Origin of the sequence: Hydrogenophaga sp. BPS33 (assembly GCF_009859475.1) — a bacterium.
GTDB lineage: Bacteria > Pseudomonadota > Gammaproteobacteria > Burkholderiales > Burkholderiaceae_C > Hydrogenophaga.
Genome location: NZ_CP044549.1, coordinates 2,237,709 through 2,252,975, shown reverse-complemented (window position 1 = coordinate 2,252,975; position 15,267 = coordinate 2,237,709). Strand labels below are relative to the sequence as shown.

The following is a 15,267-nucleotide window of genomic DNA, read 5'->3' as shown; positions in this document are numbered from 1 at the left end:
AGACAGACATGACCAAGAGACTTTCCTTGCTCCCACTGCTGTTCGCGCTGTTGTTCGCCGGCCTCTTCCCATGGGCGGGCGCACACGCGCAGGACTACCCGAACAAGCCGATCCGCTTCATCTACCCCTACCCCGCGGGCGGGTCGGGCGACAACATCATGCGGCTCGTGGCCGACATGCTGGGGCCCGAACTGGGCGGCAGCGTCTATGTCGAGAACCGGCCGGGCGCCTCGGGTGTGGTCGGCACGCGCACGGTCGCCGAGAGCGCGCCCGACGGCTACACCCTGGGCCTCACTTCCAACGGCACCCACGCGGCGGTGATGAGCCTGGTCAAGAACCCGGGCTACGACCCGTTGAAGAATTTCACCCACATCGGCCTGTTCGCCTCCTTGCCCTGGATGCTGGTGGTGCCCGCACAGCAACCGTTCCAGTCGGTGAACGATCTGGTGGCCTGGGCGCGGGCGAACCCGGGCAAGCTCACCATGTCGCATTACTCGTCGAGTTCGCGCGTGCTGGTGCACATGCTGCAGACGGCGTCGAAGGTGCAGCTGACCGAGGTTCCCTACAAGGCGCCGGGGCAGGTCATCACCGACCTCATCGGCGGGCAGTTGCAGGCCGCCTTCCTGCCCATGGAAATTGCCATGGCGCAAGCCGCGGGCGGCAAGATGCGCGTGCTCGGCGCGGCATCCGAAAAGCGGCAGCCCGGCGCGCCGCAGGTGCCCACGATCGCCGAGCAATTGCCTGGCGTGGCGCTCACCTCCTGGATGGGCATGGGGGCCCCGGCGGGTCTGCCTCCCGACGTGACCACCAAACTCCAGTCCGCCCTGACGCGGGTGCTGAACAAGCCGGAGTTCCGCGAGCGCTTGCAGAAGCTGAGCGGCGACGTGCTCATCAACACCCCCGCACAGATCCACGCGCGCATCCGCGAAGAAATGGCGATGTGGGCGAAATTCGCCAAGGAAGCGGGCGTGCAACCCGAATGAAGGAGACGGCGTTCATGCATCCCACCTCCTCCTTGCCGGCCGTGGATGGCGCCGCGATCGAGGCGGCCGACGACGCGCGCATGCGCGCGCTCGTTGAGGCCGACCTCGCGGCCCTGGAACGTGCGCACGCCGACGAACTGGTCTATGTCCACGGCAACGCCTTCGTCGACAGCAAAAAAACCTATCTCCAGGGCGTGCGCGCGGGGCGCGCGCGCCTCCTCGGCATCCGCCGCGAGGACACGCGCGTGCGGCTGTTCGGCGATGTAGCGCTGCTGGATGGCGTGTCCCATGCGCGCTTCGAGATCAAAGGCCAGGCCCGCGAAGCGCGCAGCCGCGTGATGAGCACCTGGGTGCTGCGCGACGGACGCTGGCAGATGGCGCACTACCACGCCACCAGCCTGCCCGCACCAGGCACTTGAACCTCCCAGTCCAGCCGATCCACCCTTCACATCAAGAGACACCATTCCCATGCAGTTGCCCCCCGGCTTTCAACTCAGCTTCTCACCCAGCAAACTGTTGTGCCGACCGGGCGCCATCGAGACGCTGGCCGAGGAGGCACGCACCCTCGGCATGCGGCGCGTGATGCTGGTCAGCGGCACACGCACGGCGCAAGGCCGGGCCATGGCGGCCGTCCGGGCGGCGCTGGGCGATGCGGTCGCGCACGAGTGGACCGGCATCCCGCAGCATTCGGGTGTGGCCGACGTGACGGCGATGGCCGCGAAAGCGCGCGCGTTGGGCGTCGACGGTTTCGTCGCGGTGGGCGGCGGCAGCGCGTCGGACAGCGCCAAGGGCGCCGCCATCCTGCTGGCCGAAGGCGGCACGCTGGCGGACCACGCCAACGTATTCCACCCCCCGGACCACTACGTGCAGAAAGTGCTGGCCGCACCCAAGCTGCCGATCATCGCGGTGCCCACCACGCTGTCGGCGGCGGAAGTGACCCCCGGCTTGGGCGTGCGCGACGAACACGGCCACAAGCTGGTCTTCTGGGACCCTGGCGTGGTGCCGCGCCTGATCGTGCTCGATGCCCTGGCCACGGTCGACGTCCCGGCCGCCCTGTTCGCGACCACGGGCATGAACGCCCTGGCGCATTGCATCGAAGGCATGTACTCGCGCGTGCGCAATCCGATCTCGGAGGGCCTCGCGCTGCAGGGCATCCGCTACCTGCGGCAGGCGCTGCCGCGCGTCGTGGCCGATCCCGCCAACCTGGCCGCGCGAGAACAGGCGCTGGTCGGCGCCTACCTGAGCGGACTGGTCATCAGCAACGCGCGCGTGGGCATCCACCACGGCATCTGCCACGGCCTGGGTTCGCTGGGCGGGCTTTCGCACGGAACGGCCAACGCGGTCATGCTGCCGCATGCCATGCGCTTCAACCGCGAGGTGGCGGCAGAGCCCCTGGCGCTGGCAGCGCAGGCCATGGGCGTGGAGGTGGCGGGAAAGACGCCACTGGAGGCGGCCGATGCCGCGATTGCGGCCGTGCAAGCATTGCAGCGCCAGATCGGCGTGCCGCGCGGCCTGGGCGAGGCGGGGCTGGACCGGGCGCTCGTGCCGGCCTTGGCTCGCGGTGCCATGTCCGACCGCGGGCTCTATTTCAACCCGCGCCTGGCGTCTGAGCCGGAGGTGAGGGAACTGCTCGAGTCGGCCTGGTGATGTCCGCTTGACAGCGGCTCATCGCGGATCGTGCAACGCTCGCGGCGCCACGACACCCGATCTCGCCGAATACCGCGCCAGACTGTCCAGAGCCTCCACCTCCACCCGCGCGTTGCGCCGCCCGCCATAGACCTCCGTCCTGAGCCAGTCCAGCTCCGCGTCCAGGCGCTCCTGGCTGGGCAGCGTGCAGAACCAGACCTTGGTTTCGCCGTCCCAGCGGTAGCCCCGGCTCTTCAACAGATCCTTGGACTCGAAGGGCGAGCCGGTGGCGCGCAGTTTGAAGCTGGGTTGGGCGGCCGCGGCGATCAAGTGGCTCAGACCCGTGAGCGGGCCGGGGCCGAACGGGCGGGCCAGCACCTGCAGCAAGGCATGGCAGTCCACCTGGGCGCGGTGTGCGTCGTAGAACCAGCCGTGGTTCTGCGCCAGCGCGCTCAGCTTGGCCGATTCCGCGCCCGCCGCCTTCCAGTCGATGTCGGCGAACGAGCAGGCCCACGCCTTCTCGGCAAAACACGGGAAGCGCGCTTCCACGAAAGGCCGGTCGAACGCCGCGTTGTGCGCCACGATCAGGTCGGCCTGGGCCACCAGGGCCTGGACCTGCGCGTCGTCCAGGCGATGCCCCCGGACCATGTCGTCGCTGATACCGGTCACTTCCTTCGCGATGGCGGGAATGGGCATGCCCGGGTCTTCAAAGCCTTCGAAAAGCGCCACCGGACCAAAAGGCGTGCCGGTGCCGAGGTCCACACTCACGAGGAGCATGGCGAGTTCGATGATCTTGTCGGCCTGGTGTGAAAGGCCGGTGGTTTCGGTGTCGAGCACCAGCACGCGTTGGGATTCCTGGGCGGCGCCAGGGCCGTAGTCGGTGCAGGGCACCAGGCGGCGAAGGACGCGAAAATTCCCATCGGCCTCCAGGCGTTGCGCCATCTCCTCCAGCGTCGGCGATGGGGCCGCAAGGGTCGTGGCTGGGGGCGGCGGAGGCGGCAAAGGAGGCAAAGGTGCCGGCGCGGCGGGGGCGTCGAACTCGAAACTGAACTGGTCCATGCGTGGAGCCTACCGCAGTGGGCATGCCGTCGGTGAAACCAATGGAGAGCCACCGTGGTGCGAGTCTTGCTAGCATGGACGCGGACCGCGAATCGCATTTCTCTGCCACCGCTCTTCTGGAAAGACCTCCGCATGGCCATCCACGTTGCCCTGAGCCACATCACCCACTACCGCTACGACCGCCCGGTCAAGCTGGGTCCCCAGGTGGTCCGCTTGCGGCCCGCACCGCACAGCCGCGCCAAGGTGCTGTCGTACTCGCAGCGCATCGAGCCGGGGGAGCACTTCATCAACTGGCAGCAAGACCCGTTCGCCAACTACCAGGCGCGCCTGGTCTTCCCCGAACCCACCACCGAGTTCAAGGTGACCATCGACCTCGTGGTGGAGATGGCGGTGCACAACCCGTTCGACTTCTTCCTCGAACCCTCGGCCGAGAACTTCCCCTTCGCCTATGCCGCCGCGCAAAAACAGGAACTGGCGCCCTACCTCGCCACCGCGCCGCTCACGCCACTGCTGCAGGCCTACGTGGATGGCGTGGACCGCCAGGAGCGCTGCACCATCGACTTCCTGGTCGACATCAACCAGCGCCTGCAGCGCGACATTGCCTACACCATCCGCATGGAGCCCGGCGTGCAGACGCCGGAAGACACGCTCCGGCTCAGGAGCGGCTCCTGCCGCGACAGCGGCTGGCTGCTGGTGCAGATCCTGCGCCACATGGGGCTGGCCGCGCGTTTTGTCTCGGGCTACCTGATCCAGCTCGCGCCCGACGTGAAATCGGTCGACGGCCCCAGCGGTCCGGAACGCGACTTCACCGATCTGCACGCCTGGTGCGAAGTGTTCCTGCCGGGCGCCGGCTGGATCGGGCTGGACCCGACCTCGGGCCTGCTCGCGGGCGAAGGCCACATTCCGCTGGCCTGCACGCCGCAGCCCTCCAGCGCCGCGCCGGTCGAAGGCGGGATGGACAAATGCGAGGTGAGCTTCAGCCACCACATGGGCGTCACGCGGGTGTACGAGTCGCCGCGCGTGACCGCGCCCTACACGGACGCGCAGTGGGCCGGCGTGCTGGCCCTGGGCGAGAAGGTGGACGCCGATCTGGAACAACACGACGTGCGCCTGACCATGGGTGGCGAGCCGACCTATGTGGCCACTGGCGACCGCGACGCGCCCGAATGGAACACCGATGCGCTGGGCCCCACCAAGCGCGGCTACGCCACCGAGCTGCTGGGGCGCTTGCGCGAGCAGTACGGCGCGGGCGGTTTCGTGCACATGGGTCAGGGCAAGTGGTACCCGGGCGAGCAGTTGCCGCGCTGGGCGCTCTCGATGTTCTGGCGCGCCGATGGCGACACGGTCTGGCACAACCCCGCACTGCTCGCAGACGAGCGCGACGAGGCCCACTACACGAGCGACGACGCGCGCCGCTTCGCGCAGGCCCTGGCGCGCAAGCTCGGCCTGTCCACGCAGTACATCACGCCGGGCTACGAGGACACCTGGTACTACCTCTGGCGCGAGCGCCGCCTGCCGGTGAACGTGGACCCGTTCGACAGCAAGCTGGACGACGAGCTCGAACGCGCGCGCCTGCGCCGCGTGTTCGGCCAGGGGCTGGACGCCACGGTGGGCTATGTGCTGCCGCTGCAGGCCTCGGGGCAGAACGGCGCGCTCTCCAGCAACGGCAAGAGCGGCTACCCGCGCCTGGCGGGCACGGTGTGGTCCACCGGCCCCTGGTTCTTCCGCGACGAGCGCATGTATCTCGTGCCCGGCGATTCGCCCATGGGCTATCGCTTGCCGCTGGACTCGCTGCCCTGGGTTTCGGCCGGCGACTACCCGTACCACATCGAGCAGGACCCGCACTCCGCGCGCGACCCCTTGCCGCGCGGCGCGGCGACGAAACACCAGGTCGCCCCGCACCAGGTGGGCGGCGGGTTCGCCGAAGGCGGCACGGTGTCGATGCAAGGCATGGACTTCGACCCGGACGCCGAAACCATCGAAGGCCTGCGCTCCGGTCAACCCGGGCCAGGTGCCACGCCGGCTCAGGCGCTGGCGCAGCGCTTCCCACAACGCGGTGAATCCGCCGCCTGGCTCACGCGCACGGCGCTCTGCGTGGAAGCGCGAGACCCCAGCCGCGCCAACGGACCCAAGGCCGAACACGCCGCAGGCGCGAAAAAACAGCACCTCTACATCTTCATGCCGCCCATGGCACGGCTGGAGGACTACCTCGACCTGCTCTCGGCCGTCGAAGCCACCGCCGAGAAGCTGGGCATGGCCATCGTGCTCGAAGGCTACCCGCCACCACGCGACCCGCGCCTGAAGATGCTGCAGGTCACGCCCGACCCGGGCGTGATCGAGGTCAACATCCACCCCGCGCACCACTGGGGCGAGCTGGTCGAGCACACCGAATTTCTCTACGAGGCCGCGCACCAGACGCGGCTGTGCGCAGAGAAGTTCATGACCGATGGCCGCCACACCGGCACCGGCGGGGGCAACCACTTCGTGCTCGGCGGCGCCACGCCTGCGGACTCGCCGTTCCTGCGCAAGCCCGAGCTGCTGGGTAGCCTGCTGGCCTACTGGCACAACCACCCTTCGCTGTCCTACCTGTTCAGCGGCCTGTTCATCGGCCCGACCAGCCAGGCCCCGCGCGTGGACGAGGCGCGCAACGACCAGTTGGTCGAGCTGGAAATCGCACTGGCGCAGATCCGGAAAAACCGCGAAACCCATGGCGAAAACATGCCGCCCTGGATGGTGGACCGCACGCTGCGCAACGTGTTGATCGACGTCACCGGCAACACCCACCGCAGCGAGTTCTGCATCGACAAGCTCTACTCGCCCGATGGTCCCACCGGCCGTCTGGGCCTGCTGGAGCTGCGCGCTTTCGAAATGCCACCCCACGCGCGCATGAGCATCGCGCAGCAGCTCCTGCTGCGCGCCATGATCGCGCGCTTCTGGCAACAGCCGTGGCACGGCAGGCTCACACGCTGGGGCACCGAACTGCACGACCGCTTCCTGCTGCCCAGCTTCGTGCGCATGGACTTCGAGGACGTTCTCACCGACATGGCCGACGCCGGCTACGCCTTCGACATGGCCTGGTTCGAACCGCACTTCGAATTCCGCTTCCCGCTGGTGGGCCAGGTCGCGGCGCGCGGCATCGAGCTGACCATCCGCAACGCGCTGGAACCCTGGCACGTCATGGGCGAGGAAGGCATGGTCGGCGGGACCGTGCGGTACGTGGACTCGTCCCTGGAACGCGTGGAGGTGCGTGTGAGCGGCTTCAACGACAGCCGCCATGTGATCACCTGCAACAGCCGCGCCCTGCCGCTGCAGAGCACCGGCACCGTGGGCGAATACGTGGCCGGCGTGCGCTACAAGGCCTGGAGCCCGCCATCGGCCCTGCACCCCTCCATTCCCGCTCACGCGCCGCTGACCTTCGACATCGTCGACACCTGGCTCCAGCGCTCCCTGGGCGGCTGCCAATACCACGTGGCCCACCCGGGCGGGCGCAACTACGACACATTTCCCATCAACGCCTACGAGGCCGAGAGCCGCCGGCTCTCGCGCTTCTTCCAGATGGGGCACACGCCCGGGCGCATGGACGTCGCGCCCGCACGCCACAGCCGCGAATTCCCTTTCACCCTGGACCTGCGAACATGACCCGCAAAGGCGATGCGGACAGGAGTGAGACGGACTCGGTGCAGAGGGGAGCTCCGTTCCCGTTCCAGCGGGCATACTTCGACGCGTGACGCCGGATTCCCACGACTCCCTTTTTGACACCTTGCGCCCCGGCACCCCGGGGGAATGGGCACTGTCGCTCTCCGTGCCCGCCGACGCGGGCCACTTCGACGAACTGCGCGCGGGCGGCACAGCCGCATCCCCGGCGCTCGCACCGCACTGGGCCAGCTTCTTCGAACACATCGGCAACGACGGCTTCGCCGACCTGAACCGGCGCGCCGAGAACCTGCAACGCCAGATCCGCGACAACGGCGTGACCTACAACGTCTATGCCGACGCCTCCAAAGGCTTGCAACGCCCCTGGGCCCTGGACCTGTTCCCCATGATCGTCGGCCAGCAGGACTGGGCACAAATCGAAAGCGGTGTGCTACAGCGCACACGCCTGCTCAATGCGGTGATGGCCGACCTCTACGGCGAACGCCGGTTGCTCAAGCAGTCGCTGCTGCCGCCCGCCCTGGTGCAAGGCCACCCGGGCTACCTGCGCTCCATGCAGGGCACGCGCCCCATGGGAGACACCTGGCTGCACATCGTGGGCTTCGACCTCGCCCGCGGCCCCGACGGCCGCTGGTGGGTGGTGGGCCAGCGCACGCAGACACCGTCGGGCCTGGGCTACCTGCTGGAAAACCGCATCGCGATCTCGCGCCAGTTCCCCAAGGCCTTCTCGGGCATGCGGGTCCAGCGCCTCTCGGCCAGCTACCAGGCGCTCATGGACGGCATCAAGCGCATGTCGCCCGCGGGCGAGCACACGCGCATCGCACTGCTCACGCCCGGGCCCTACAACGAAACCTATTTCGAACACGCCTACCTGGCGCGCTACCTCGGCCTCACCCTGGTGGAAGGCAACGACCTCACCGTGCGCGACCAACGCCTGTTCCTCAAGACGCTGCACGGTCTGGAGCCGGTGCACGCGCTGATCAAGCGGCTCGATGACGAATGGCTCGACCCGCTGGAACTGCGCTCGGACTCGCGCCTGGGCGTGCCCGGCCTCTTGCAGGCACTGCGCGCGGGCAACCTGCTGCTGCTCAACGCGCCCGGCTCCGCGCCGCTGGAATCGAACGCGCTGCTGGGCTTCCTGCCTGCCATCAGCCGCCACTTGCTGGGCGAGGAACTGAGCCTGCCGTCCCTCGCCACCTGGTGGTGCGGCGAGGACGCGGCGCTGCGCGAGGTGCTGCCGCTGCTCAAGGAAAGCGTGATCAAGTCCACCTACCCGAGCACGGAGATGGACGCGGTCATGGGCCAGGCCCTGAGCCCGCGCGCGCTCGACGAATGGGCTGGCCGCATGCTGCGCCACCCCGACGAGCACACCGTGCAATCGTGGTTGCCCTTGTCCCAGACGCCCACCTGGTCCAACGAACGGCTGCTGCCGCGTTCGGCCATGCTGCGCGTGTTCGCCATGGCCGACGGGCCCCAGTCCTGGCGCGTGCTGCCCGGTGGTCTGGTGCGTCTGGCGCCGCGGGGGCAACTCATCGCCGCCATGCAGCGCGGTGGCAGCAGCGCCGACTGCTGGGTCATGACCGATGACCCGGTGGACCACACCAGCCTGCTGATTTCCGGACTGGGCACGCCGGCGCAGGCGCCGCAGAAAAGGGCCGTGACCAGCCGCGCCGCCGAGAACCTGTTCTGGCTCGGCCGCTATACCGAACGCGCCGAGAACAGCGTGCGCCTGGCCCACATCGCGCTCAGCCACCTGGGCGGCGAAGAGCCCGCGTCCCGCGCACTGCTGGAATGGCTCACGCACACCGCGCGCGAGAACTCGCTCGTGCTGCCGCGCGTGCCCGACGCCACGCAATCGGCCCGCGTGTTCGCCCGCAGCCTCATCGCCGCGCTTTCGCCCGCGCAGGGCGACCCGATGGCCGCGCAATCCTTCAGCGTGGGCTTTAACCTGCGCGCGCTCAAATCGGCCGCGGCCCAGGTGCGCGCGCGCCTGTCGCAGGAGCACTGGAGCTTGATCGAGCGCACCGAGGCACGCTTCGCGCGCGACTGCGCGGCGCTCTCGACCGACGCCGAATACGCCACCGCCGAGGCCATCGTGGCATTGCAGCACGCCAGCGAACAGCTCGCGGCCATCACCGGCTCGCAGACCGACCGCATGGTGCGCGACGACGGCTGGCGCCTGCTCTCCATGGGCCGCCACATCGAGCGCCTCACCACCCTGTCGCGCGCGCTCGCGCTGGCGCTCGAAGACGGCTGCGTGCACGACGCGGCGGGTTTCGAAGCGGTGGTCGCGCTGTTCGACAGCACCATCACCTTCCACGCGCAGTATCAGCAGCGGCGCGACATGGTGGCCCTGATCGAACTGCTGGTGCTGGACCGCGACAACCCGCGCTCGCTCACCTGGGTGGTCGACACACTGCGCTCGCGCCTGAAGCGGCTGTCGCAAAGCGCCGCCCCACAAGACGCGCTGCTGGTGCGCCACCTGCCCGACCCTTCCACCTGGAGGCTGGCCGACCTGAGCAACTGGCAGTGCGACCCCGATGGACAACGCCGCTGGAGCGACCTGGCCCAACTGCTCGACGCTTGCGAAGTGGCCGCGAGAACCGTGTCCGACGAGCTCTCGCGCCTGCATTTCAGCCACGCCGACCAGAGCAACCAGAGCCTCGGGGCCTGACCATGCACCTGCGCATCCTGCACCGCACCCGCTACCGCTACCACGGCAACATCGACATGGCGCAACACATGGTGCACCTGCAACCGGCGAACACGCCCTCGCAGCGCGTGTTGGCGCACGAACTGCGCATCGACCCCGAACCCGCCGCGCGCAGCGAGACCACCGACGTCTTCGGCAACGAACGCACTTTTTTCTCGCTGCAGTCCAGCCACAACATGCTGACGGTGGAAGCCGACAGCCTGGTCGACACGCAAGCTCCCAGGCCCCTGCCCGAGAGCCCGCCGTGGCGCGGCCAGACCTGGGAACGCGTGCGCGAGCATTTCCGCTACCGCGCCCAGGCGCCGTTCGATCCGGCCAGCGAGTTCCTCTTCGCCTCACCCTATGTGCCACGCGACGACGCCTTCGCGGCCTTCGCGCGTCCCGCGTTCAAAGCCGGGCGGCCCATGCTGGAAGCTGCGCGCGCGCTGATGGAGCGCATCCACACCGAGCTCACCTACGAGAGCGACAGCACCGAGGTGAACACGCCCGCGCTCGACGCGCTCGCGCAGGGCAAAGGCGTGTGCCAGGACTTCGCCCACATCATGCTGGGCTGCCTGCGTTCGCTTGGCCTGCCTGCGCGCTACGTGAGCGGCTACTTGTTGACTCGCCCACCACCGGGCAAGCCGCGCCTGATCGGCGCCGACGCATCACATGCGTGGGTATCGGTGTATGTGCCATTGCCCGACGATGCCACCCAAGGCGGCTCCAGCGGCGCGTGGTTCGACTTCGACCCGACCAACAACCGCTGCGGCTGGGGCAGCCCGGGCGAGGACTACGTAAGCCTCGCCACGGGCCGCGACTTCTCCGATGTCTCACCGATGCGCGGCGTGATCCAGAGCGGCGCGCGGCACACGCTGGCCGTGGCAGTGACGGTGGCGCCGCCGCAGGAGTTCCACGCGATCGGGGGGACCGAGGGCACCCCATCGATAGAATGACCCGCTCATTCTTCAGGAGCCTTCCATGAGCGTGTATACCAAGCTGAGCGAACTCGGCATTGCCCTGCCCCCCGTCTCCGTTCCCGCGGCGGCCTACGTGCCCTTCGTGCAGACCGGCAACCTGATCTTTCTGAGCGGGCACATCGCGCGCAAAGACGGCAAGCCCTGGGTCGGCCAACTCGGCCTGACCATGACCACCGACGAAGCCAAGCCCGCCGCACGTGCCGTGGCCATCGACCTGCTCGGCACCCTGAACGCCGCCTGCCAGGCTGCAGGAAAAGACCTCGACAGCGTCAAACGCATCGTGAAGGTGCTCAGCCTGGTCAACTCGACCGCCACCTACACCGAACAGCACTTGGTCACCAATGGCTGCAGCGAACTCATCGGCGAAGTCTTTGGTTCGGTGGTTGGCGCACACGCACGCAGCGCGTTCGGTGTGGCGCAACTGCCCATGGGCGCGTGCGTCGAAATCGAGTTGATCGCAGAACTCGAATAAGGCCTGAGGGTGTTGGCCCCGTGAAGAGGGCGCCGCCCGGCGCCTACTTCCCCTGGCGCTCCCTGGCACGGCGCACCTGCCGGCTTTCCAGGGACTTCGCCTGGGCTTGTGCCTTGTCAGCGCGCCGCTGGGTGATGCGGCGCACCACATAGCGCGAAATGCCAAACGCCAGGACGGCCACCGCCGCCGCGATCACCATGCCTACCCACTCGTTGCTGCTGCCCATCTTCACGTCACCTGCTTCACTTCGTTCACAACATCTGCACCCGGCGCCGACCACCTGCGCTCAGGCGGCGGCCTCTCGGGACAAGAAAATCTCAAAGCGCGCCAACTCCTCGTCCAGCGCGCGGCGAAAACCAACATCGCGCGGGCGCGATGCCACGAACCCCAGTTCGTGGCGCAACTGCCCGCGCTCCAGCCGCAGGTTGGCCCAGCCCACCATCGCTTCGCCCCACAGCACCGGCAAGGCATAGTGCCCCATGGTGCGCTTGGCGGCAGGCACATAGGCCTCGAAGCGGTACGCCCAGCCCCACAGCATTTCGAACCGCCGCCGGTCCCACACCACGGGATCGAATGGGGCGAGCAGGCGCACGCCCTCGCCCGGCTGGTGGCGGCGCGAGGCCGGGTTTTCATCCGCCGGCCAGAACCAGGTGGTGCCGTCGACCACCGCATGGCCATAGCGCTCGCGAGCGCCCTTCACGACCGCACGGGTTTCGCCGGACAGGTGGGCCGCACCGTAGCGCAGCAAGGTGACCAGGTAACCCAGGCTGGGTGCGGGGATCGGCGCGTACAGCGCCACGATGGCGTCGACCAGGGCCTCGGCGCGCGCGCGCCGCGCCGATGGACTCTCGTCCTGTTCGGCGTGCGCCATGGCTTCGTACACGCGGGTGCCCGCCTCTCGGCGGCGCACGCGCAACCAACCATACTGGTGCATGCGTTCCAGCAGGCGGGTACTGGCGTTGAGCTCGCCGCCCCAGTACCCCGGGATGCGCCCATGGTGCGCAAAGGCTTCGCCGACCTCGCGCGGGTGCACCGTGCCCCGCTCCTGCACATAGGCCAATACCTCGCGGGCCTGCTGCTCCGTGGCCGCGTCCCAGGGTCGGCGCGGCGTGCGCGGGTGCAGCGAGGCCAGCATGCCGCGCGGCACGAAACCGTAGTTGACGAAGATGTCTTCTTCGATCCCCAGGCGCTCATAGCGGCGCTCCAGGTCGCCGGCCCGGTAGCCGTTCACGCGCTGCAAGAGGATGAGGTCTTGCGCACGGGCCGGCGCGCGCATCGGGTCGGCCTGCACGAAGCCGAGCCGGCGGATCGCGGCCGGCAACGTGACCGGCTTGAACAGGCTGCGCGCGATCGCGTAGCGGCGCAGTTCGTTCAGCGTGGGAGACCGAGCCATGGCTTGGGAGGTGTGAATGAGCCCGGCGTGACCGAGATACCCTCCCTACTCCACCCGCGTGATGCGGTTGGGCTTGAAGCCCAGGTCCGCCGCCTTGCCCTTGCGGCCACGCGCGGCGCGCGCGTTGTTCAGGCTGCGGATCTCCAGCGTTTCGTCGCGCTCCTTGCCGCCGCGTCCGATGCCCTCGATCTTCACGCTGCGCGTGTAGGCGACCGCGCCGGCCAAGGTGTCCTTGGCGTCCAGGTCGATCAGCATCAGGCCCCGGCCGCCCTTCTCCATCATCTTGAGTTCGCCGATTTCGAAGGTGAGGATGCGCCCGCCGGTGGACGCGCAGCACACGTGCGTGGCGGGCACGAGCGGCGCGCCACCCGAACCGAAGGCCGCGTGCGAAGGGGCGCAGGGCAACTCGCCCTCGCCCAGGTTGAGGAAGGTCTTGCCGCCGCGCTGGCGCGTGGTCATGTTCTCTACCGTGGCCAGGAAGCCATAGCCGCCGCTGTTGCTGAGCAGCACGGCAGCGTTGGCCGGACCGGCGAAGTAATGCAGCGGCTGCGTGCCACTTTCCAGCTCGATCAGCGTGGTGATGGGCTGCCCGTCTCCGCGCGCGCCGGGCAGGCTCGCCACGGGCACCGTGTACACGCGGCCGTTGCTACCAAAGGTGATGAGCGTGTCTACCGTGCGGCATTCGAAGGTGCCGTACAGGCCGTCACCGGCCTTGAAGGCGAAGCTGGCGGCCTCGTGGCCATGGCCGGTGCGCGCGCGCACCCAACCCTTGCTGGAAATCACCACCGTCACCGGTTCGTCCACCACCTTGATCTCGGCCACGGCCTTCTTCTCGGCCTGGATCAGCGTGCGGCGTTCGTCGGCGAAGGTCTTGGCATCGGCCTCGATCTCTTTCACCATCAGGCGCTTCAAGCTGCCTGGATTGGCCAGGATGTCTTCCAGCTTGCCCTGCTCTTCGCGCAGTTCCTTCAACTCCTGCTCGATCTTGATCGCCTCCAGGCGCGCCAACTGGCGCAAGCGAATTTCAAGAATGTCTTCGGCCTGGCGGTCGCTGAGCTTGAAGCGTTCGATCAGCGCGGCCTTGGGCTCGTCGCTGTTGCGGATGATGCGAATCACCTCGTCGATGTTGAGCAGCACCAGCTGCCGGCCTTCGAGGATGTGGATGCGGTCGAGCACCTTGGTCAGGCGGTGCTGCGAGCGTCGGGTGATGGTGCCTTGGCGGAATTCGATCCACTCCACGAGCATCTGCCGCAGCGATTTCTGCGTCGGCCGGCCGTCGAGCCCGATCATGGTGAGGTTGATCGGCGCCGAGGTTTCCAGGCTGGTGTGCGCCAGCAGCGCGGTGATGAGCTCCTGCTGCTCGATGCGGCTGCTCTTGGGCTCGAACACCAGGCGCACCGGCGCGTCCTTGCTGGACTCGTCGCGCACGCCGTCGAGCACCATGAGGATGCTGGCCTTGAGTTGCGTCTGCTCCTGCGTGAGGGCCTTCTTGCCGGCCTTCACCTTGGGGTTGGTGAGTTCTTCGATTTCTTCGAGCACGCGCTGCGTGCTCACGCCGGGCGGCAACTCGTTGACCACCAGTTGCCACTGGCCGCGCGCGAGGTCTTCGATCTTCCAGCGCGCGCGCACCTTGAGACTACCACGGCCCGTGCGGTAGGCGTCGGCGATGTCGCCCGCCGGGCTGATGATCTGGCCACCACCGGGGTAGTCGGGCCCGGGCAGGATGGCGAGCAGTTCTTCGTCGGTGAGCTTGGGGTTCTTCACCAGGGCCACGCAGGCATCGGCCGCTTCGCGCAGGTTGTGGCTGGGGATTTCGGTGGCCAGGCCCACGGCAATGCCCGAAGCACCGTTGAGCAAGTTGAACGGCAGGCGCGCCGGCAACTGCTTGGGCTCGACCGTGGAGCCGTCGTAGTTGGGCACGAAGTCCACCGTGCCTTCGTCGATCTCGTCGAGCAGCAAGGTGGTGATCTTGGACAGGCGCGCTTCGGTGTAACGCATGGCCGCCGCGCCGTCACCGTCGCGCGAGCCGAAGTTGCCCTGGCCATCGATGAGCGGGTAGCGCTGGGAGAAGTCCTGCGCCATGCGCACCAGCGCGTCGTAAGCGGCCTGGTCGCCGTGGGGGTGGAAACGGCCGAGCACGTCGCCGACCACGCGCGCGCTCTTCACCGGGCGCGCAGCGGTGTTGCGGTTCGGCCCACTGAAGCCCAGACCCATGCGGTCCATGCTGTACAGAATGCGCCGCTGCACCGGCTTCTGGCCGTCGCACACGTCGGGCAGGGCACGGCCCTTCACCACCGAGAGGGCGTATTCGAGGTAGGCGCGTTGCGCGTAGTTCGCCAGGTTCAGGCCGTCGTCGTCGGGCGCGGACAGCGGCAGTTCAGGGTTGTTCAGATCGGACATGGATGCTCAGA

11 protein-coding genes are annotated in these 15,267 nt (G+C 68.4%); 7 read left to right on the top strand and 4 right to left on the bottom strand.

Annotation, left to right across the window (positions count from 1 at the left end):
• The first annotated feature begins 8 nt into the window (after positions 1–8).
• Genes F9K07_RS10500 through F9K07_RS10490 form a run of 3 tightly spaced genes read left to right on the top strand, consistent with a single transcriptional unit; the run spans position 9 to position 2,630 of the window.
• Positions 9–983, top strand: coding sequence for a Bug family tripartite tricarboxylate transporter substrate binding protein (locus tag F9K07_RS10500; protein WP_159592536.1), 975 nt, complete (start codon positions 9–11; stop codon positions 981–983).
• Between the two features lie 14 nt (positions 984–997).
• The gene (locus F9K07_RS10495) at positions 998–1,402 is read left to right on the top strand and encodes a nuclear transport factor 2 family protein (protein WP_159592533.1); all 405 of its coding nucleotides are present in this window, start codon (positions 998–1,000) and stop codon (positions 1,400–1,402) included.
• 49 nt (positions 1,403–1,451) lie between these two features.
• Positions 1,452–2,630, top strand: a complete 1,179-nt coding sequence (locus F9K07_RS10490; RefSeq protein ID WP_159592530.1) for an iron-containing alcohol dehydrogenase family protein — start codon at positions 1,452–1,454, stop codon at positions 2,628–2,630.
• Positions 2,631–2,648: 18 nt separating this feature from the next.
• Here the strand turns inward: F9K07_RS10490 and F9K07_RS10485 are convergent, their stop codons facing one another.
• On the bottom strand, positions 2,649–3,668 hold the full coding sequence (locus F9K07_RS10485; protein WP_159592527.1) for a 3'-5' exonuclease: 1,020 nt from the start codon (positions 3,666–3,668) through the stop codon (positions 2,649–2,651).
• 132 nt (positions 3,669–3,800) lie between these two features.
• Between F9K07_RS10485 and F9K07_RS10480 the strand changes: the two genes are divergently transcribed.
• From F9K07_RS10480 to F9K07_RS10465, 4 genes are all read left to right on the top strand, one after another.
• Complete coding sequence (locus tag F9K07_RS10480) at positions 3,801–7,307, top strand: transglutaminase family protein (protein ID WP_159592524.1); 3,507 nt, start codon at positions 3,801–3,803, stop codon at positions 7,305–7,307.
• 85 nt (positions 7,308–7,392) lie between these two features.
• Positions 7,393–9,993 (top strand): circularly permuted type 2 ATP-grasp protein, encoded by a 2,601-nt coding sequence (locus tag F9K07_RS10475; protein WP_159592521.1) that lies wholly within the window; start codon positions 7,393–7,395, stop codon positions 9,991–9,993.
• Between the two features lie 2 nt (positions 9,994–9,995).
• Positions 9,996–10,967: a transglutaminase family protein gene (locus F9K07_RS10470; RefSeq protein WP_159592518.1), complete on the top strand. Its 972-nt coding sequence runs from the start codon at positions 9,996–9,998 to the stop codon at positions 10,965–10,967.
• A gap of 25 nt (positions 10,968–10,992) precedes the next feature.
• Positions 10,993–11,463, top strand: a complete 471-nt coding sequence (locus tag F9K07_RS10465) for a RidA family protein (protein ID WP_159592515.1) — start codon at positions 10,993–10,995, stop codon at positions 11,461–11,463.
• 43 nt (positions 11,464–11,506) lie between these two features.
• Here F9K07_RS10465 and F9K07_RS10460 read toward each other — a convergent pair whose 3' ends face one another.
• The 3 genes from F9K07_RS10460 to parC are packed head-to-tail and all read right to left on the bottom strand — an operon-like array spanning position 11,507 to position 15,256.
• On the bottom strand, positions 11,507–11,689 hold the full coding sequence (locus F9K07_RS10460) for a hypothetical protein (protein ID WP_159592512.1): 183 nt from the start codon (positions 11,687–11,689) through the stop codon (positions 11,507–11,509).
• Positions 11,690–11,749: 60 nt separating this feature from the next.
• A complete protein-coding gene (locus F9K07_RS10455) occupies positions 11,750–12,856 on the bottom strand; it encodes a DNA glycosylase AlkZ-like family protein (protein WP_159592509.1) in 1,107 nt (368 codons plus the stop codon).
• Positions 12,857–12,901: 45 nt separating this feature from the next.
• Positions 12,902–15,256, bottom strand: a complete 2,355-nt coding sequence (parC, locus tag F9K07_RS10450) for a DNA topoisomerase IV subunit A (protein WP_159592506.1) — start codon at positions 15,254–15,256, stop codon at positions 12,902–12,904.
• Positions 15,257–15,267: the final 11 nt, after the last annotated feature.